This window comes from Grimontia sp. SpTr1, assembly GCF_947387585.1.
Classification (GTDB): Bacteria; Pseudomonadota; Gammaproteobacteria; order Enterobacterales; family Vibrionaceae; genus Enterovibrio; species Enterovibrio indicus.
Window position 1 is genome coordinate 209,162 of record NZ_CANDOD010000004.1, and the last position, 18,844, is coordinate 228,005.

17 protein-coding genes are annotated in these 18,844 nt (G+C 49.9%); 7 read left to right on the forward strand and 10 right to left on the reverse strand.

The annotated features are described in order from the left end of the window. The first annotated feature begins 9 nt into the window (after nucleotides 1-9). Complete coding sequence (locus tag QL223_RS09490; RefSeq protein WP_281544581.1) at nucleotides 10-1,254, forward strand: extracellular solute-binding protein; 1,245 nt, start codon at nucleotides 10-12, stop codon at nucleotides 1,252-1,254. 428 nt (nucleotides 1,255-1,682) lie between these two features. After that, nucleotides 1,683-2,045 carry a hypothetical protein gene (locus QL223_RS09495; RefSeq protein WP_002536728.1) on the forward strand — a complete coding sequence of 121 codons (363 nt, stop codon included), beginning with the start codon at nucleotides 1,683-1,685 and terminating at the stop codon, nucleotides 2,043-2,045. Here the strand turns inward: QL223_RS09495 and QL223_RS09500 are convergent. After that, on the reverse strand, nucleotides 2,042-2,407 hold the full coding sequence (locus QL223_RS09500; RefSeq protein ID WP_281544582.1) for a cupin domain-containing protein: 366 nt from the start codon (nucleotides 2,405-2,407) through the stop codon (nucleotides 2,042-2,044). The genes QL223_RS09495 and QL223_RS09500 overlap by 4 nt on opposite strands. Before the next feature lie 252 nt (nucleotides 2,408-2,659). Then, entirely contained in the window at nucleotides 2,660-3,559 is a 900-nt protein-coding gene (locus QL223_RS09505) for an EamA family transporter (protein ID WP_281544583.1), read from the reverse strand. 179 nt (nucleotides 3,560-3,738) lie between these two features. Between QL223_RS09505 and QL223_RS09510 the strand changes: the two genes are divergently transcribed. The 3 genes from QL223_RS09510 (at nucleotide 3,739) to hppD (ending at nucleotide 6,384) form a co-directional block, all read left to right on the forward strand. Beyond that, on the forward strand, nucleotides 3,739-4,638 hold the full coding sequence (locus QL223_RS09510) for an AraC family transcriptional regulator (protein ID WP_281544584.1): 900 nt from the start codon (nucleotides 3,739-3,741) through the stop codon (nucleotides 4,636-4,638). 135 nt (nucleotides 4,639-4,773) lie between these two features. Continuing rightward, nucleotides 4,774-5,121, forward strand: a complete 348-nt coding sequence (locus QL223_RS09515; protein WP_002536736.1) for a DUF2750 domain-containing protein — start codon at nucleotides 4,774-4,776, stop codon at nucleotides 5,119-5,121. 189 nt (nucleotides 5,122-5,310) lie between these two features. After that, nucleotides 5,311-6,384, forward strand: coding sequence for a 4-hydroxyphenylpyruvate dioxygenase (gene hppD / locus QL223_RS09520; protein ID WP_281544585.1), 1,074 nt, complete (start codon nucleotides 5,311-5,313; stop codon nucleotides 6,382-6,384). Nucleotides 6,385-6,439: 55 nt separating this feature from the next. Here hppD and QL223_RS09525 read toward each other — a convergent pair whose 3' ends face one another. Both QL223_RS09525 and QL223_RS09530 read right to left on the reverse strand, forming a co-directional pair. Next, nucleotides 6,440-7,120 carry a flagellar brake protein gene (locus QL223_RS09525; protein ID WP_281544586.1) on the reverse strand — a complete coding sequence of 227 codons (681 nt, stop codon included), beginning with the start codon at nucleotides 7,118-7,120 and terminating at the stop codon, nucleotides 6,440-6,442. Nucleotides 7,121-7,147: 27 nt separating this feature from the next. Continuing rightward, a complete protein-coding gene (locus QL223_RS09530) occupies nucleotides 7,148-7,930 on the reverse strand; it encodes an ABC transporter substrate-binding protein (RefSeq protein WP_002536742.1) in 783 nt (260 codons plus the stop codon). An 82-nt stretch (nucleotides 7,931-8,012) separates the two neighbouring features. Here QL223_RS09530 and QL223_RS09535 point away from each other — a divergent pair, with 82 nt between their 5' ends. After that, entirely contained in the window at nucleotides 8,013-10,334 is a 2,322-nt protein-coding gene (locus tag QL223_RS09535; RefSeq protein WP_281544587.1) for a response regulator, read from the forward strand. Between the two features lie 292 nt (nucleotides 10,335-10,626). On the opposite strand, the gene QL223_RS09540 is transcribed toward QL223_RS09535, so the two are convergent. From QL223_RS09540 to QL223_RS09565, 6 genes are read right to left on the reverse strand one after another with little or no spacing between them, the layout of a single operon-like run. Further along, the gene (locus QL223_RS09540) at nucleotides 10,627-12,360 is read right to left on the reverse strand and encodes an ABC transporter substrate-binding protein (protein ID WP_281544588.1); all 1,734 of its coding nucleotides are present in this window, start codon (nucleotides 12,358-12,360) and stop codon (nucleotides 10,627-10,629) included. Between the two features lie 25 nt (nucleotides 12,361-12,385). Next, entirely contained in the window at nucleotides 12,386-12,658 is a 273-nt protein-coding gene (locus tag QL223_RS09545) for a DUF2160 domain-containing protein (protein ID WP_002536746.1), read from the reverse strand. An 11-nt stretch (nucleotides 12,659-12,669) separates the two neighbouring features. Next, nucleotides 12,670-13,467, reverse strand: a complete 798-nt coding sequence (locus QL223_RS09550; RefSeq protein ID WP_002536748.1) for a carbohydrate ABC transporter permease — start codon at nucleotides 13,465-13,467, stop codon at nucleotides 12,670-12,672. Nucleotides 13,468-13,470: 3 nt separating this feature from the next. Then, the gene (locus tag QL223_RS09555) at nucleotides 13,471-14,340 is read right to left on the reverse strand and encodes a sugar ABC transporter permease (protein WP_046303823.1); all 870 of its coding nucleotides are present in this window, start codon (nucleotides 14,338-14,340) and stop codon (nucleotides 13,471-13,473) included. Further along, a complete protein-coding gene (locus QL223_RS09560) occupies nucleotides 14,330-15,466 on the reverse strand; it encodes an ABC transporter ATP-binding protein (RefSeq protein WP_281544589.1) in 1,137 nt (378 codons plus the stop codon). Before QL223_RS09560 ends, QL223_RS09555 begins: the two co-directional genes overlap by 11 nt. A gap of 4 nt (nucleotides 15,467-15,470) precedes the next feature. Continuing rightward, entirely contained in the window at nucleotides 15,471-16,574 is a 1,104-nt protein-coding gene (locus QL223_RS09565; protein ID WP_002536754.1) for an ABC transporter ATP-binding protein, read from the reverse strand. Between the two features lie 221 nt (nucleotides 16,575-16,795). On the opposite strand from QL223_RS09565, the gene QL223_RS09570 reads away from it, so the two are divergent. Beyond that, the gene (locus QL223_RS09570; RefSeq protein ID WP_281544590.1) at nucleotides 16,796-18,724 is read left to right on the forward strand and encodes a sigma-54-dependent Fis family transcriptional regulator; all 1,929 of its coding nucleotides are present in this window, start codon (nucleotides 16,796-16,798) and stop codon (nucleotides 18,722-18,724) included. The last annotated feature ends 120 nt before the right edge of the window (nucleotides 18,725-18,844 follow it).

Here is an 18,844-nt window from a genome sequence, read left to right on the forward strand (position 1 = left end):
AAAGTAAGGATGAAGGATATGAGAACGCTTGCTAAGAAAAGCATGGGCATGATCAGCGCTCTGATGCTGGCGCTCAGTGGTTCAGTAACCGCAGGGACGCTGGTGATTAACTCTGATGCCTCAGACCCAGCCCCAAAGAAAGCTTGGGCCGAGGTGATTGAAAAGTTCGAACAGGCGAACCCGGATATCACGGTGAAATACAACCTGTATGACCACGAAGCTTACAAGACCACGATTCGTAACTGGCTGGTAACTTCTCCGCCGGATGTGGTGTTCTGGTATGCGGGTAACCGAATGAAAACCTTCGTCGACCGTGGTTTGTTTGAAGACGTGAGCGACATGTGGCAAGCCAATGGCATGGACAAAGATTTTGCCAGCGCTATGCCTGCGATGAGCGTCAACGGCAAGCAATACGGGGTGCCTTATACCTATTACCAATGGGGTATCTACTACCGCAAAGACCTGTTCGATAAATACGGTATTGCGGTGCCTAAAACATGGGATGACTTGGTCGCTGCCTCTAAAACTCTCAAAGACAACGGCGTGACGCCATTTACGATCGGTACCAAGTATCTTTGGACTGCAGCGGGTTGGTTCGATTATCTGAACATGCGCGTGAATGGTCTCGATTTCCACATCGATCTGATGGATGGCAAAGTGCCTTACACCGACCCACGCGTGAAAGCCGTATTCGAAAAATGGAATGATCTGGTTGAGCCGGGCTACTATCTCGACAACCATGCATCTTACTCTTGGCAGGAAGCCCAGCCCTTCCTGTACAACGGTGAAGCAGCGATGTACCTGATGGGTAACTTCCTCGCGGCAAACTTTACCGATGAAGTGCGTCCAAACATGGGCTTTTTCCAGTTCCCTGTGATTGATGCCAGTGTGCCAATGGCGGAAGACGCGCCGATGGATACCCTGCATATTCCTTCCAAAGCAAAGAACAAAGAAGATGCGCGTAGGTTCTTGGCGTTTGTGGCGCAGCCTGAAATCCAGACCATGATTAACGAAGCGCTACTGCAAATCCCGACCAATAACAAAGCGACCCCTAAAGACGATGAATATCTGAACGCAGGCGTGGTGATGTTAGGTGAAGCGGCGGGTACGGCGCAGTTCTACGACCGAGATACCGATCCTGCGATGGCGAAAGAAGGCATGAAGGGTTTCCAACAATATATGGTTCACCCAGACCGTATCGACAAGATTCTTGAGAAGCTGGAAAAAACGCGTCAGCGTACTTTCAAGCAATAATCGACATATCAGACCGTTAGAATCAGGAGCGGGCGTTATTGTATAACGCTCGCTTTTTTATCCGGATAAATGAGAAAGGAAAATATATGCCGTACTTTAGGGGCTGTTGACCTTTTTGTGGTGATTTTTGCAGCAGTTTTGTGGGGGATTTTATGCAAGGCAGAGGCTTCGATGTGTAGCGAGCCTACATGAGAAGCTGATAACGCAGCAGAAATTCCCCACAAACGCTGCCCGAAGGGTTCTGCTCTAAGCGTTTTATGCTTTGTTGAGGTGTATTTGCTTAGAATGACTAGGCAGCACACACCTCGCCGCGCCTAAAACGCTTATAGCGAGAACAAAATTTAACCACAAAAGGTCAGCAGCCCCTAGTACCCTGTACTAAATTTAAGATCCCGATGTGTAAAATGAATTGCTGACAGGAAAGGGCAATGCCAAATCTGATCAACGCCAGCTACTCGAACAACATGTACCTCAGCGCGCGTCAGCGTGAGAAAGATGAGGCGCAGTATGGTGCGCGTAATGAAGGCGTGAAAACTGATCAGTCGTTGACTCCCGCAGAACGAGCGGAAATGCTCCGAAAAGAGCGCGAAGAGAAAATGCAGGCGGATAAAGCACAGGAAGATTCGCCACAGCGCGGTGATTACCGCGGTTTGATAGACCGCGTAGCGGAGCAGGAAGCCAAAATGGCGAAATTCTCCGCTTACACCCAAGGTCAGCAGCAACTCTTAAAACAGGTCGAAAAAACCATCACGCCGAATGCTGGCGAGACCAGTTACAACTTTAAGGTCTAAATCCACTCCTGCGCATCTGCTGACACTGTGACATCAGTTTCCAGCGCGCCTGTGTGCTGGGTGGACGCTGGTTCAATCATCATGAAGTGAGTATCTTCCTTTGCCTCTGGACAATGTTCCACACCTTTTGGCACCACAAACAATTCTCCCGGATTGAGCACAATGTCTATGTCGCGAAGCTTTAAGGTCAGCTGACCCTTCAGCACCAGAAACAGTTCATCCTCATTCTCATGGCTATGCCAGACCAACTCGCCGCTGCCTTTAGCAATCTTGACCAACTGTCCGTTAGATTCGGCGATGATTTTGGGCGTCCAGACTTCATCAAATAGAGAAAATTTGTCGGCCAGGGTAATTTTGTCCATCTCGGTATTCCTAGGTAGCGTGAACGTTACTGCCATATTTTGGTCACTATTGTTCGCCATAATGCCATTACTTAAAGCCTGTATTGCCCGCTTTGTTCGCTTTAATCACCCAATCAAACAAGAGAGGGCAAGACGATGAAAAAGCAACCAACCAAACACTCATTTACGCTTGGCATCCCATCGTGGCTTTGGCCGGTTTTGATCAGCATGGTTTGGGTTATTCAGCTGGCGGCAGAATAAAAAATCGAGCGCTTAGCGGTGTGCGTGGTACCAGCGTTTTACAGGCTCTGGTAAGCCAAACACTCTCAGGTTTCCACCAACCACCAGCATCACGCCGAGCACCGATTGCCATGTCCATTCATAGCCTTCAAAAATGGTCGATAAAGACAAGGCAACCAGCGGGAAGAGGACGGTGCAGTAAGCCGCTTTAGCCGCGCCAATGCGCCCAACCAACGCAAGGTAAGTATTGAAACCGACCACAGAGCCGATGATGGCGAGATAGACCAACGCGGATACATACAGCGGCGTGGTGGTGAAGGCGAGTGAATGACCCATGAACAAGGCGATGGTGAACAGGTACAGCGCGCCATAACCCATGGCCCAGCTCGTGGTTGGCAACAGTGGCATACCTTTTTGTTGTGCGCGGGCAGAAACCAGATTACCCATGGAAAAGAAGTAAGTGCCAACAAAGGTGACCCCAAGGCCGAGCAAAATGGTGAGATCCATGGCGGAGTGAATGAACTGGGCGCCAAACAGCATCAAGATGCCAGAAAAACCCATGAGTGCCCCTTGGATGAAAGATGCGTCGGGACGTTTTTTCTCAAGCCACCATAGGTTGAGCGCATTCAGGATCGGGGCGAGGGAAAAGACGACCGCGTTGAGCCCACTTGGGATGTACTGGGTAGCGAAATAGAAACAGAGAAAGTTATTGGAGAACAGGCAAAGCGCCAGCAGCACCGCCATTTTGTGGTTTTCTTTGGAAAGTCGGGGCAGCTTGCCGCGTAGGGCAAGCCAAGCCAGAAGTGCAGCGGATGCGATAGCAAATCGCCATCCCACTGAAACAACAACCGGGGTGTCTCCAATCTGGAAGGCAATCGCCAACCAGGTGGTTCCCCAGATTAATACCGTGATGACATACAGCGTTGCGTTCATAACTTCCCTTATCCTTACATCAGCCAACTATCGTTGTTTTTTCGCCAATCTATCTCCGAGACATTTTTTAGGCTTTCAGCATCCTGCGGTTTTTATAGATTCTTGCGCTTTTTTCCTTCTAAGCATGTTCAACCAGAGGAAGTGCCGATATATTGGGTCGAGAAAGGAGTGGTATATCAATGGACAAGGATTCGTCTCAAACCCTCAAAAGGCAGCGAGTTTACAACGTGTTGAAGGACAACACGGCGCGGCTGCACAATGAAATCTGGCAGGACAATGGCCTGGGATCAGCCGTATGGAGTAACAGCCACGGCAGTGCCAGCTATGAAAAGCCGGGTCATCATACGTTGAGTTTTTATCTTAGCGGTGGGCAGAATACCAAGCGATGTCTGTCCGGTGGTGACATGTTTGGCGGTGAAGACAAGCTGTGTCTGATGCCGACGGATCATCGCTCGCAATGGTCTTTTGCCGATCCTTTCAGCTTCTTCCATTTCTACTTCGAACAGAAGCATCTTCAGAACTTTGCTGAGCAGGTGTTTGATAAAGAAGGTCGGCATATTGAGCTTAAAGAGTGCACCTTTGTTGATGATCCTTTCGTCAACCAATTGGTGCGCCAGACCATGCTGCAACTGGATTGGGAAAGCGAGACTGATAAGCTGATGATGTCTCACGCCCAGCAAATGCTGTTGCTTCACTTGGTGCGCCGTTATTGTCAGTTGCCACTGCAATTGCCGCAATCACAAGGTGGCTTGTCGCCCCAAAACCAGCGGCTGGTGATAGATTTCATTGAAAGCCACCTGATGCAGTCTTTTTCCTTAAGCGATTTGGCAACACTGACTCAGCTCAGTGAGTTCCATTTCGCGCGTATGTTTAAAGTCAGCTTCGACTGCACGCCACACCAGTATGTGTTGTCACGCCGCATTGCCCGCGCCAAAGATCTGCTTCAAGAGAATATTCTGCCGCTTGCGGAGATTGCCGACGCCTGTGGTTTCTCTTCTCAACAACACCTTTCCCAGCAGTTCAAGCAACGTGTCGGCAGCACACCCGCTGCTTTTCGTAAGGCGCAAAACCGACGTTAAGGCCAGTTTGCAAGCGCTTCTGCACGATCCTCACTTTTAATACACGCCTTTGCTCTCATGGCGCATAGATTGAGAAGTTGGGAAAACTGATTTCCCGCTGACTGGTCAATTATTGCGATGCATAGGAGAGCCTGCATGACGACCGAGAACACCACGCCTTTAGAGCATTTCGTGCACGCTTCCCGAGAAACGGGCGCGATATGGGGTTTACACTGTAAAGATGGTTGGGTGATTTGTGATTCAGCTATCTACGAAGATACGGATGTAATGCCGTTTTGGTCATCCCGTGAAGCGGCGGAAATTCACTGTATTGATGAGTGGGCTGACTTTGCACCTGTTGCCATTTCTGTTGAGGAGTTCGTGGAGGAATGGCTGGTGGATCTCGCTAATGATGCGGTGATGCTTGGGCCAGATTGGGGCGATGATCTGTGTGGTGAAGAAGTAGAACCTGTCGAACTTGCACAAAAGTTCCTTATTCAATAAGGGGTTGTGATTCACTGTCAATCTCCATGTACAAAATCCTCTTTACACCGTGCTCACCTGTAGCACGCGCGCTTGCGTTGCCTTCTGCCGTTACCGACTGCTATTTCTATTTAGGTGAATTAACAAGGTCGTAACAACTTTTGAGTGTTGCGACCCATTGCAAGGGATCGCTTGGTAGGAGGATTAACGATGGCAACGACGACAATCAACCCAATGGGGACTGACGGCTTCGAATTTGTGGAATATACCGCGCCGAATGCCAAAGGCATTGCTGATCTGAAAAACCTGTTTTCACTGATGGGGTTTGCGGAAATCGCCAAGCACAAGCACAAAGACGTGTGGCTATACCGTCAGGGAGATATCAATTTCATAGTTAATGGTGAAATTGATTCTCAGGCAGAGGGTTTCGCCAAAGCGCATGGCGCCAGTGTGAACGCTATGGCGTTCAGGGTGAAAGATGCACGACATGCCGTCGACTACGCGGTGAAACAAGGCGCAACGGCGTGCGATGCACGTGTGGGGCCGATGGAACTGAATATCCCTGCTATCCACGGCATTGGTGATTCTTACCTCTACCTTGTTGACCGATATGGCGACAAGGAAATCTATGACATCGATTTTGACTACTACCCGGACTGGCGTGAACGTCTTGCAGCCTCTGATGCGGGACTACAGGTGATTGATCACCTGACCCACAACGTGGAGAAAGGCAATATGGATGTGTGGGCCGATTTCTACGACCGTATTGCGAACTTCAAGGAAATCCGTTTCTTTGATATTGAAGGCAAGCTGACGGGGCTAAAATCCCGCGCCCTTACTGCACCCTGTGGCAAAATCCGCATCCCAATTAATGAGTCCAGCGATGATAAATCCCAAATCGCGGAATACCTCAAAGAGTACAACGGCGAAGGTATTCAACATATTGCCCTCAGCACTGAGGACATCTACAAAACTGTCGAGTCGCTGAGAAGCCGGGGCATGCGCTTTATGGACACACCAGACACTTACTATGAGAAAGTGAATGACCGCGTAGAAGGCCATGAAGAGAGTGTTGATCAGTTACGAGAACTGCGCGTGCTGATTGATGGCAATGTGGAAACAGGCATTTTGCTGCAGATTTTTACCGACACTGTGATTGGACCCGTTTTCTTTGAGATCATCCAGCGTAAAGGTAATCAAGGCTTCGGTGAAGGTAACTTCCAGGCACTGTTTGAGTCGATTGAACTCGACCAAATCCGCAGAGGTGTGTTGGATGCAGGTTAAACCGCTCTTAAAACCCCCCTTAAAACTTGGAACAGGCCAATCGGCCTGTTCTTCGTTAAACGTCCAGCGATCTGTCGTTCACCCGCATGTCGAATAGCAACTGGTAGAAAAACTCTTTACGCAGCGTAGAGCTGCTCTCATCAAAACGAATGCCTGCGGTTGGCGGTTCTTTGTCATTGTTCACGGTAACGACTTTTCCGGTGATGACACCTCGTAGATCACTGCCATATTCAATATGAATTTTCAGGGTTTCATCTTCGAAGAAAAGGTGTTCGTCGCCCGAGGCTGAAAGGCAACAACCTGAAACGGAGTAATCGATTAGCCGTGCTTTGAATGGGCCTTCGTCCGCTTCAGCGCGTAGAGTAAGGTTGGTATCTATACGGGGTTCCTGCCGGATTTGTCGGTGGGCAATACTTTCCGGCAATGACACAATCAATAGGCGGATGGGCTTTTGAATCACACCCATGACCAATGAGCGGAACGCAATGACGTCGCGGAATTCGCTGTCTGTAATGGCTCGGATAATCAGCTCGTTGTTGGGAATAAAAAAGCGTTCGATGATGGGATCCTGACCGCTTGGGCAGTCAATCAGCAAAAACTGATCTTTACGATAGCCAACAATGCGGGAGGTGACCTGCGTCTTTTTGGGATCGTCAGAAAGCTCGATGTTGAGCCGGGCTCCTACTGACAAAAGTCGGTAAAAACTGTCTGTCGAATCTTTCTTCACTGCTTGCATATCGCTACGTTCTCCCGATGGCCGCAGTTACAGATAGTCGCTGATGATGCTTGCCAGCTGACCGTTATTGCGCATCTCTTGTAATCGCTTGTCCATGAATTGTTGCAGTTCTGGGTCAATTCCCGGTGAATAGGCCAAGTGGATGTTGTATTTCGGGATCAGGTTGTTAACCTCAAACAGGGTGTAATCGTTTTGAGTGAAGCCAAGGCGTTTGAGGTGGTATTTCAGCCTGAGATCCATTTCAACGAAGCCGCCGACACTTTTAAGGCGATCAACCACACGGAAAGCCGAATCGTAGTTCTTGACCCGTACTTCACTGACTGCCCCTTTTTCTATTTGCTCTTCAAGGCCGGGATAGTCGAACCCGAACAGGAGCACCGCGATTTTTCCGTTTAAATCTTCCGGGGTTTGGTAAACAAAATCAGAATCTGCCCGGCTGAGGATGCTGTGCTCAACTTCTAAAATCGGGTATGCGGAAAGATTGGCGGCCTGCATATCGCCCCAAGCGGGGCTGCCATAGGTGACCCAATTTTTGTCTTTATGCTTATTGAGCTCGGCAAGATAGCGATTAAACGGATAAGTGTGGATGACCAATTGGTGCTCAGTGCCGTCGAAAGCCTGTTTTAAAACATCGGTGACAATGCCACGATGGTTCTCACCTTTGGTTTGTATCTGCAGTGGCTCGGCCTGATCTTGTATCACAAAGTATTCCAACACTGTTGCTGAAGCGGTGGCAGAGAGCAGAGCAAATATCACCGGCACGCCGATGACACGATAAAGGACGCTGGGAATGGATTTCTTTTCGGACATAGTTTTGACCATCCAAGTTTACAAATCGTGGCTATTCTTAAAGGTAGGTGCTTTAAATTTAAGACATTAATAAGCCTAGACTATGTTGAATCAAAAAGAGAATCTTCCTCCGCCTTCCAGCATGGCAGCACGTTTAGTGGGCCGTGTTCTTCTCATTTGTAGTCTTCTTGCATTCTTGGTAGCGGCGTTTGCCTTGTATTTGGATTATCAGGCACGCACTGAACAGATGCGTCAAAATGCGTTGCTGATTCAAAAGACCGATCTGGCCAGTATTACTAACAGTGTCTGGCAGGAAGACACCACCCAGTTGCAAGTCACCGCGCAAGGGATTTTCCGGGATCCTGACATTAGTTATATCCGTGTTTTTGATGATGGACGGACACTGGCGGAATTCGGTGAAATGCCGCTTGAACCCAAGTTTTCTTACCAATGGCCATTGGTTCATCAGCAATTTGGCAAGACCTATCAACTGGGCTACCTGCAAGTTGAAGTGGGCCTTGAAGGTATTTACAACGCGCTGATCGAACGCTTTGTCATGCTGCTGCTTTTCCTGGGTGGCGCAACGCTGGTGCTTGGTGGTTTGGTGTTCTTTATCGTGTATGTTGATGTCGTCCGTCCACTGGTCTGGATGTCTCATGGTGTAACCAAGTTTGGGGTTGATAACTTGCCGCAGCCGATTGAGCGTCCGAACAAAAAAATGGGCGAAGAACTGGTGACGCTGTACACCCAGTACAACGACACGATAGAGAAAATGCGCGAATACAGCGCGGAGCTGAAAAACGCCAAGATACAGGCGGAAATGGCTAACCAGAAAAAGAGTGAATTTCTGGCCAACATGAGCCATGAAATCCGCACGCCAATGAACGGCATCATTGGGATGGCATCATTGCTGAAAGGCACCCGTTTGGACGACGAACAGCGCGAGTTTATCGAAATGCTGGAAACGTCATCATTGTCGCTGCTCGATATCATCAACGATATTCTCGACTTCTCAAAAATCGAAGCGGGTAAGCTGGAACTGGACTTTGTTGAGCTCAACCTGTTTGAGCTTTGCAAAGACATCGAGCACTTGTTCCGGCTTCGCACCAAGGAAAAAGGGCTGGAGTTCGAATGTAGCCTCGATCAGGATCTGTCACCACTACTGATGGGTGATGCGCCGCGCCTTCGACAGGTGATGATTAATCTGGTCGGGAACGCTGTGAAGTTCACCCAAAGTGGCAGTGTGCGTGTTGATATCCAGCAGGTTGATGAGGCAGGGGATCAAATCACGGTGCGCTTTGATGTTAAGGACACGGGGATTGGTATACCCGCCGACAAACTCGACACCATTTTTGAAAAGTTTGAACAGGCTGATGGCAGCATGAGCCGCAACTTTGGCGGAACGGGATTGGGTCTTGCGATTTCGAGTCAGATCGTCGAACTCATGGGTGGTCACATTGAAGTGGAAAGTCAGGAAGGAGAAGGAAGCCGTTTCTTCTTCACCGTGACTTTCGAGCGCGCACAAATGCCGGAAGCAACTCCGGTTGATGCCATGCTTTTCTCTGACGCTGCCATGCTACTGGTGGACGACAGCCGTTTGAACATGCGGATCACCAGTGCACAATTGGGTAACTTGGGCTGTCAGGTGACATGTTGTGTCCATCCTGAAGATGCGGAAGAGATGATCGCAGAGCGCATCGACACGGCTAAGCCGTTCAAAATCGTTATTCTGGATAAATTGATGCCGAATTCAGATGGCTTTTCGATCGCTTCTAAATTACGCAAGCGTTTTGGTAAGCGTTGCCCGAGCTTGATGATGATCACCGCCGCGCCGGAAGTACATGACAATGTGAAGCTGGAGAGTTTCAACATCGAAGGGTACCTTTCCAGACCGTATAAGTTTAACGATCTTCGCAATCACCTCACGCGCATCCTCCGTGGACAACAGGCGAAACTCGGCGTGATTTCCATGTCGGCTCACAAAGAAGAGCAAGCGTCGAAAGAGATTGGTTTGGCTGAACCTTCGACCTACTCAGGCCGTGTGTTGGTGGTGGAAGACACTTTGGTGAACCAGAGGGTGACACAGGCCATGCTTGGGAAACTTGGGGTGGAAGTAGTGGTCGCCGAAAACGGACAGGTGGCGATCGATTATTGCAAAGAAGGTATGTTCGATCTGATCTTTATGGACTGCCAAATGCCTATCATGGATGGTTATCAGGCTTCCCGACTCCTTCGTGAGCATGAATATGCGCCTCATACACCGATTGTTGCCTTGACCGCTAACGCGACGGCGCAGGACAGGGATGAATGCCTGAGATGCGGCATGGATGATTATATTGCCAAGCCGGTTAGCAAAGCGGAACTGGAGCGGATGATCAAAACGCATATGCCGGGTTCTGAGCGGGGAAAGGCTAAATCGATCTGAGGGGCGGGGTGACAAACCTTCGCAAAATAAAAACGCCTGCGATAGCAGGCGTTTTGCTTACTTGGACTCGTTACATTATACCAATCGTAGTAAGTATCTGCTCATCCTAGCTTGTTAAAATACTCGATAACTGCGTTGAAAAATTTGATTGTAGAAGAACTACTTATCGAAATTTTTTGCCTTGTTCTCGAGCATTTTTCCTATGCTATCTCTGATCACCTACCTACTGTGATTGGTATTACATCTTCAACAAGACAAAACATCTCGTCGTCGTTGCTCTTTACTTCAATATTTACATTGCTGACTTCCATTGCTGGAGCAGTTCATCGTAGTTGATGGTCTGGCCTTGCGGCTTCTCGTTACTCAGCTTGGCTTTCGGTGCACCCGGCAGATTCAGCCAGTATTCGGCATCACGTGGCTTGTTCAGCTTAGGACCACAGTCGCCTTGTACTTTTGCACGCTCAAGACGCTGAAGTACGCGGTCTTGCGCTTTCGCCAAACCGTCCAGTGCTTCCTGAGGTGTTTTCTCGCCGTTTGCTGCTTCCGCAATAAATTGCCACCACAGTTGCGCCAGTTTTGGATAGTCAGGCACGTTGGTGCCGGTTGGTGTCCACTGAACGCGAGCAGGGCTGCGGTAGAATTCCACCAAGCCACCCAGCTTCGGTGCCACATCTGTCATTGCCTGAGAGTTGATATCAGACTCACGGATAGGCGTCAGACCCACCAAAGTTTTCTTAAGAGACACGGATTTCGCGACAGTAAACTGCGCGTATAGCCATGCCGCCATGCGGCGTTTTGGATCGGTCGATTTCATCAGAGTCCATGAACCGGCATCCTGATAACCGAGTTTCATGCCATCTTCCCAGTAAGGACCGCGAGGTGAAGGTGCCATGCGCCATTTTGGCGTGCCATCTTCGTTCACAACTGCCAGACCCGGTTTGGTCATGTCAGCAGTAAAGGCGGTATACCAGAAGATTTGCTGAGCGATAGAACCCTGTGCTGGAACCGGACCTGCTTCCGAGAAGGTCATGCCCTGTGCTTCTGGTGGCGCGTAATCACTTAACCAATCAACGTATTTGGTGGTGGCATAAACAGCCGCAGGGCCGTTAGTCGCGCCGCCACGCTCAACGCTGGAGCCTACAGGTGAACAGCCTTCAACACGGATACCCCACTCATCAACGGGTGTACCGTTTGGAATGCCTTTGTCACCGGCACCTGCCATTGAGAACCATGCGTCAGTGAAGCGCCAACCCAGAGACGGGTCTTTTTTACCGTAATCCATGTGGCCGTACACGCGCTCGCCATCGATCTCTTTTACGTGAACAGAGAAAAATTCAGCGATGTCTTCATAGGCAGACCAGTTAACCGGTACACCGAGTTCATAGCCGTAAATCTCTTTGAACTTGGCTTTCAGGTCATCACGGGCAAACCAGTCGGCGCGGAACCAGTAGAGGTTAGCGAACTGCTGATCAGGCAGTTGGTAGATTTTGCCGTCCGGGCCGGTGGTGAAACTGATGCCAATGAAATCGTCCAAATCCAAAGTAGGCAGGGTCACGTCTTTCCCTTCACCCACCATGTAATCGCTGATTGGGAAAACTTTGCCGTAGCGGAAGTGGGTACCAATCAAATCAGAGTCATTGATATAGGCATCGTAGATACTGCGGTTAGACTGCATCTCCGTTTGCAGTTTTTCCACCACGTCGCCTTCCTGAATCAGGTCATGAGTGACCTTGATGCCGGTAATTTCCTCGAAGGCTTTCGCCAGCACTTTGGACTCATACTCATGGGTGGTAATGGTTTCTGAGACAACCTTGATTTCCATGCCACGGAAAGGTTTGGCAGCGTCTGTAAACCAGGCCATTTCCTTGAGCTGTTCCTCTTGGCTTAGCGTGGAAGGGGTAAACTCATCGCCAACCCACTTCTTTGCTGCGTCGCTGTACTGATCGGCGAGGGCCGCCGGTGCCAGTAGCAAGCTGATCATGAACCCAAGTGGTGTCCATTTGTTTACAGCAGGCAATTGCTTCATAGTTTCGCTCCTTTGTCGTTTTGTCCTAACCCCAACGTAAAACCGAGATAAGCCACACGATGGCGATCCCGAAGGGATACCAGATAGGCAGATCCGTCATTCCGATGAAGAAAAGGTGGATATAGGCACTGCCGAGCAGTCCTATAAAGAGTCGATCACCCCGGGTTGTGCGGATAGGCAAAAATCCTTTCCTTTCCACACAAGGACGGAGTACTTCGAATACGGTCATTGCCACCAACATGCAGGCAATGGTGATAAAAAACAGGGCGCTCGGGAGTGTCCAGGCCATCCAATTCATGTCATTTCTCCTTATACACGTCCAAGTGCAAAGCCTTTGGCTACGTGGTTACGCACGAACCAAATCACCAACAGGCCGGGAACAATGGTCAACACACCCGCTGCAGCGAGCACACCCCAATCGATGCCTGATGCACTGACGGTTCGGGTCATGGTCGCCACAATGGGTTTAGCGTTTACAGAAGTCAGTGTTCGTGCCAGCAGCAGTTCAACCCAGCTGAACATAAAGCAGAAGAAAGCGGTGACACCGATCCCTGAGCGGATCATCGGGATAAAGATCCGCCCAAAGAAGCGCGGGAAGCTGTATCCATCGATATAGGCGGTTTCATCGATTTCCTTTGGCACGCCGCTCATAAAGCCTTCCAGAATCCATACCGCGAGCGGTACGTTGAAAAGGCAGTGGGCGAGTGCCACAGCGATATGGGTATCGAACAAACCCACGGAGCTGTAGAGCTGGAAGAAGGGCAGCAGGAATACTGCAGGTGGCGCCATTCTGTTGGTCAGCAGCCAGAAAAAGAGGTGCTTGTCGCCGATAAACTTATAGCGCGAGAACGCATAAGCGGCAGGCAGCGCAACCGCCAGTGATAGCAGGGTGTTTATACTCACGTAGGTGAGTGAGTTCAGATACCCCGAATACCAACTTGGATCGGAGAAGATGACTGCATAGTTCTCTAACGTGAAGCTCTGTGGCCAGAAGGTGAGGCCACCTAAAATCTCTTCGTTGGTTTTAAATGACATCATCAGCAGCCAGTAAATCGGCGTCATCAGAAACACAATGTAGGCGAGCAGGCCAAAGGTTTTTCTGTTCATGGCTTAGCTCCTTTTGTCCATGTTGGTCATTGCGGTATAGAACACCCAACACACCAGTAAAATGATGAGGAAGTAGATGATCGAGAAGGCGGCGGCAGGGCCGATATCAAACTGACCGACAGCCATCTTGGTTAATGCCTGTGAAAGGAAAGTGGTGGCGTTACCCGGACCACCGCCTGTCAGTACGAAGGGCTCGGTATAGATCATGAAGCTGTCCATAAACCGCAGCAGGACACCGAGGAGCAGCACACTCTTCAGTTTGGGCAGTTGAATGTAGCGGAACACAGCCCAGTTCGATGCGCGGTCGATTTTCGCGGCTTGATAGTAAACATCCGGAATAGCTCGAAGGCCGGAGTAACAAAGCAGGGCAACAAGAGATGTCCAGTGCCAGACATCCATCACCAGCACGGTAATCCACGCATCGACCGGATCGGAGGCATAGTTGTATTCCACCCCAATGTTGTTGAGGAACCAGCCGAGTAAGCCGATATCTGCCCGCCCGAATATCTGCCAGATGGTGCCGACAACGTTCCAGGGGATAAGAAGTGGAATGGCAAGAACGATTAACACCAGTGAGGCTTTAAACCCGCGTGCAGGCATGCACAGCGCCACCGCGATACCCAGCGGGATTTCAATCGCCAGTACGCAGAAAGAGTAGATAAACTGACGAACCAGAGAGTCGTGTAAACGTGGGTCGTTCAGGATTTCCTTGTACCATTCTGTACCCACGAAGTAGCGTGTGTTCTGATCGAAAATATCCTGAATCGAGTAGTTCACCACCGTCATCAACGGGATGATGGCGGAGAAGGCGACCAGCAGGAATACTGGGAGTACCAGCAGCCAGGCGCGGTTATTTTCCGTCTTAGTTTGCATCCTGACCTCCTGTCGCGCTTGTGCTTTCTTCCGGCTCTCCGGCCAGATACTCATCGATGTAGAGCTTCAGCCACTGAGCTGGGAAGCTGATATGGGCGCGTCCTTGAGGAATCGGCGCTTCTTCAGCGATGCGCAGTTTGATAGGTTGGGTACCGAACATCGCGGTGACGATTTTGTAGGTGCCCAAATCTTCAACGTGCTGTATGGGCACTTCCCAAGAATCCTCCCGTTTTTCCTGCCACACATGCACAAACTCAGGGCGTATTCCGACCTTGATGTTGTTGCTACTGTTGTTTTCCAGCATCTGGCGCTGGGCGTCCGTTAGGGTGATGGGCATGTCTTCAAAAGACACATTGCCGTCAGCGGAGCGCTGAACAGGCAAGAGGTTCATGCCGGGGCTGCCAATGAAAAAACCCACGAAAGTGTGGTTGGGGCGCTCGAACAGTTCGCGTGGAGAGCCAAACTGTACAATTGTCCCGTCAAACATCACGGCGATCTCTTCTGCGAAGGTGGCGGCTTCGAGCTGATCGTGGGTCACGTAAATCATGGTGATGTTGAACTGTTCATGGATCTGGCGAAGCTTGCGGCGCAGTTTCCATTTCAGATGTGGGTCAATAACCGTCAGTGGTTCATCGAACAGAATGGCGGAGACATCTTCACGCACCAGACCGCGACCCATGGAGACTTTCTGTTTTTCATCTGCGTTGAGGTTGCTGGCGCGTTTATCCAGCACTCTATTGAGTTCCAAGAGCTCAGCCACTTCACTGACACGTGAACGTACCTTGGCTTCCGGTGTTTTCATGTTGCGAAGTGGAAAGGCGAGGTTGTCGTATACCGTCATGGTGTCGTACACCACAGGAAACTGGAAAACCTGCGCGATGTTGCGCTCTTGTGGTGCAAGTCGGCTGACATCCTGGTTGTCAAACATCACTTCCCCTTCCGACGGTGTCAGCAGGCCGGAGATAATGTTCAGCATGGTGCTTTTGCCGCAACCGGAAGGGCCTAACAAGGCGTAGGCACCGCCATTGCGCCAGGTGTGGGTCATTTTCCGGATAGCATAATCCTCGCGGCTTTGAGGTGAAGCCTTGTAGGAATGTGCCAAGGAATTAAGAATGATTTCTGCCATATTGTTACCCCCCTATGCCCGGCGTTGACTGGACGCGACGCGCAGACTGAATGAGCTTTTGTGACTCATCGAAGACATAAAGCTTGTGGGTAGGCACATAAATACTGATCTTCTGATCAACGTCGTAGTCGTGAACCCCCGGTAAGTGGAGCACCATATTGATGTCGCGGTTTCTGACGTGCAGGAAAGTTTCACTACCGCTGATCTCCGCCAGTTCGACATCAACGGTCAGCTCTAAATCGTCATCATTGTTCGGCACCAAACTGAGGTGGTTAGGGCGGATGCCAAACTGATATTCCCCGTCAGTTAATTCACCAAGGTCAGTGTTGAGTGGAAAGTGAATGTGTTCGTCGAAAGAGACGTTTCCGCCGCCGACACGGCCACGGATCAAATTAATGGGCGGTTCACCAAAGAGTTCAGCGCTGGTGACTGAAGATGGGTGGTGATATACCTCTGCGGTTGGCCCGGATTGAATCACCTTGCCTTCGTGCATCAGAACCACATTACCGCCAAGAGCAAGCGCTTCGTTAGGCTCTGTGGTGGCGTAAACCGCAATGGTGTTGCGCTCGGCAAACAGTTCACGCATTTCCTGACGAAGCTCTTCACGCAGTTTGTAGTCGAGGTTGACCAAAGGCTCATCAAACAGAATTAAGTCAGCGTTTTTCACCAGTGCCCTTGCCATGGCAGTGCGTTGTTGCTGACCGCCTGATAGTTCGAGAGGCAGTCGATCGAGAAACTGTTCAATGTGAAGCATCTCTGCCGTTTCCTGCACTTTCTGCTTAATGATTGCTTCAGGCTGTTTTTCCAATCGCAGCGGTGAGGCGATGTTTTCGAAGACGGTCAGGTTGGGGTAATTGATGAATTGCTGATAGACCATGGAGACATTGCGTTCCCGCACGGGTACGCCAGTGACATCCTGTCCATTAAAGAGCACGCGACCGCTGGTAGGTTTATCCAGCCCTGCCATCAGACGCATCAAGCTCGTTTTCCCCGCCAGTGTTCTGCCGAGCAAGACATTAAAAGAACCGGGTTCTATCCTCAGGTTAATGTCGTCCAACCACGTTTCATGGTTGCTGATCCTTGTGACGTTCTCCAATTCGAGTGACATGTAAACTCCCTGTTTAAATAACGACGTGCTGTACTGGCGACATCGTCAATTGCGCGAACGCGCATTAATTTTCGAATCCGAATGTCATACGCTAGATTCGTGCCAGAAGTTAAATTAATGTTAATTAACTGAATTTAAAGGGATTAAAATAAGTGTGAACAGCGTCACTGTGTAAGAAGTGTGAACATTTATGTTGACTGTTAACAAAATGTGAACAATGCTTGACAGTCTTATTGTTGTTCGAACGCGCATGGATTGGTGGTCAAATGAGCGATCTGGCTCACTCTCACGATGAGGTTATACAGGCGTCTTGGAAACGGTGCCGCTCATTTGGGCTTAACCCAAAGAGCGCGCCAGCAATCATTCGTTTGAACAAAGGGGATTGGGAGGATGCACAAGGCAAATCCAAAGACCTGATAGTGACAACACAAGAACAGGTGCTGCCTTACTATGAAAATATTCTGGTAAACAGCAACAGCTTGGTTTTACTGGCTGACAGCAGCGGAAACTTGCTTAGCCGTTGGGGGCGTCCTGGCTTTATTAACCAAATGGAAGGGCACCTCTTCGAGCAGGGGACGAGTTGGCTTGAGCGGTTTAATGGTACCAATGCTGTGGGCACGGCATTGCAGACAGGTGAATCCGTTGTCGTCGGGCGGGATGAGCACTATCTGATCGCGAATCGCTATATGACTGCTTCTGCTGCACCCATCTTTAACAGTGAACGTGAGCTTGTCGGCGTATTGAATATCTCCTCTGATGCTTATCTACCTACTTCCCATGTGAATGGCATGGTGAAAGTGATGACGCAGTCGGTTGAAAACCAGCTCATCATGGCGACGTATCGCCAGCACTATTACACCTTGGTGTTCAATAACAGCGAGGATAACCACACCAGCCAGTGGGCGGGATTGCTGGTTTTCAATGATGCAGGTGAGATAGTGGCCGCCAACCGACGGGCAGATTTGTTAGTCGGTCATGTGTTGAAAGGGTTGAACATCGAAATGGTGACTGGGATCACCACGCTAAAATTATCAGCGCACCCAGAAAACCAAACGCTTTCATTCCTCGGTATTTCAAACTATCGCTTGTTTGGTACGCTCAAACGCCCCCTCACCAATATGATCCGTGCACCGCAATCGCCTTTGTCTTCAGTCAAAATAAAGAATGATTCAAAGCCTGTTGAAGCCGTATCTGGTGAGCGCCGACTTTCCGACTTGGATCTTGGCGATCTGAAAATGCAGAAAGCGATCAAGCAGGCTGCCAGTGTGGTCAACAGCGACATTCCATTGGTCATTCAGGGAGAAACAGGCGCTGGCAAGGAAGTATTTGCTAAAGCGGTGCATGCATCTTCCGACCGCGCGGATAAGAAGTTTGTAGCGGTGAACTGCGCCGCCATTCCCACTGAGCTGGTGGAGTCAGAGCTTTTTGGTTATGTGAAAGGGGCGTTTACCGGTGCCAATAACAAAGGCAGCATGGGTTATATCAGGCAAGCTGATGGCGGCACCTTGCTGCTCGATGAAATTGGGGACATGCCGCTCCATGTGCAGGCAAGACTGTTGCGTGTACTGCAGGAAAAAGCGGTGACGCCATTAGGAAGCACGGACAGCTACCCTGTTGATTTTCGCGTGATCAGTGCGACCCACCAGCCCTTGCGTGAAGCCGTATCCAAAAAACAGTTTCGCGATGACTTGTATTACCGGATAAATGGGCTGACGTTGTTTCTTCCATCTCTGGCCGAAAGAAATGATGTCAAAGCCTTGGTTGAACGCTTGTTGATTGAACTGACAGAGGACAATCAACCCCCCGTTAGCAATGAGGTATTAAACCTATTCGAACAGCACCCTTGGCCGGGTAACATTCGGCAGTTGTTTAACACCCTGCGTGTCGCACTGGCGTTGTCCGACGGTAATATGATCCATACCCACCATCTTCCCGATGACTTTTTCTTTGATCTGAAAGCGCAGCCAACATCTCAGGAAGCGTCCAATACTTATCAAAATGAAGCGCCTCTTCTCCAAACGCTTGGCTGGAGAGACACCCTACCAGAACTTTATTCCGCAACAGATGGGAATATTACCCGCATCGCTGAGCTTTCCGGCGTGAGCCGAAACACTATCTATAAACGTCTTCGTGCATTAGGGCTGAAGTAGCCTTTACCACTAATAAAGCATTCAAAGCATCAATTAATCGGGCTTGTGATATTTGCCGTGTCAACATCAAAGGCGGCGTGTTGCACGCAATTTTCGCCATGGCGCGAAGAAATAGGATGA

Bases quoted from the DNA above. Each gene is read 5' to 3' on its own strand.
- QL223_RS09515 (WP_002536736.1), top strand. From the start codon at position 4,774: ATGACGACCGAGAACACCACGCCTTTAGAGCATTTCGTGCACGCTTCC.
- QL223_RS09555 (WP_046303823.1), bottom strand. From the start codon at position 14,340: ATGCAAACTAAGACGGAAAATAACCGCGCCTGGCTGCTGGTACTCCCA.
- QL223_RS09525 (WP_281544586.1), bottom strand. From the start codon at position 7,120: ATGCAAGCAGTGAAGAAAGATTCGACAGACAGTTTTTACCGACTTTTG.
- hppD (WP_281544585.1), top strand. From the start codon at position 5,311: ATGGCAACGACGACAATCAACCCAATGGGGACTGACGGCTTCGAATTT.
- QL223_RS09535 (WP_281544587.1), top strand. From the start codon at position 8,013: ATGTTGAATCAAAAAGAGAATCTTCCTCCGCCTTCCAGCATGGCAGCA.
- QL223_RS09545 (WP_002536746.1), bottom strand. From the start codon at position 12,658: ATGAATTGGATGGCCTGGACACTCCCGAGCGCCCTGTTTTTTATCACC.
- QL223_RS09490 (WP_281544581.1), top strand. From the start codon at position 10: ATGAAGGATATGAGAACGCTTGCTAAGAAAAGCATGGGCATGATCAGC.
- QL223_RS09540 (WP_281544588.1), bottom strand. From the start codon at position 12,360: ATGAAGCAATTGCCTGCTGTAAACAAATGGACACCACTTGGGTTCATG.
- QL223_RS09530 (WP_002536742.1), bottom strand. From the start codon at position 7,930: ATGTCCGAAAAGAAATCCATTCCCAGCGTCCTTTATCGTGTCATCGGC.
- QL223_RS09495 (WP_002536728.1), top strand. From the start codon at position 1,683: ATGCCAAATCTGATCAACGCCAGCTACTCGAACAACATGTACCTCAGC.
- QL223_RS09505 (WP_281544583.1), bottom strand. From the start codon at position 3,559: ATGAACGCAACGCTGTATGTCATCACGGTATTAATCTGGGGAACCACC.
- QL223_RS09550 (WP_002536748.1), bottom strand. From the start codon at position 13,467: ATGAACAGAAAAACCTTTGGCCTGCTCGCCTACATTGTGTTTCTGATG.
- QL223_RS09500 (WP_281544582.1), bottom strand. From the start codon at position 2,407: ATGGACAAAATTACCCTGGCCGACAAATTTTCTCTATTTGATGAAGTC.
- QL223_RS09565 (WP_002536754.1), bottom strand. From the start codon at position 16,574: ATGTCACTCGAATTGGAGAACGTCACAAGGATCAGCAACCATGAAACG.
- QL223_RS09560 (WP_281544589.1), bottom strand. From the start codon at position 15,466: ATGGCAGAAATCATTCTTAATTCCTTGGCACATTCCTACAAGGCTTCA.
- QL223_RS09510 (WP_281544584.1), top strand. From the start codon at position 3,739: ATGGACAAGGATTCGTCTCAAACCCTCAAAAGGCAGCGAGTTTACAAC.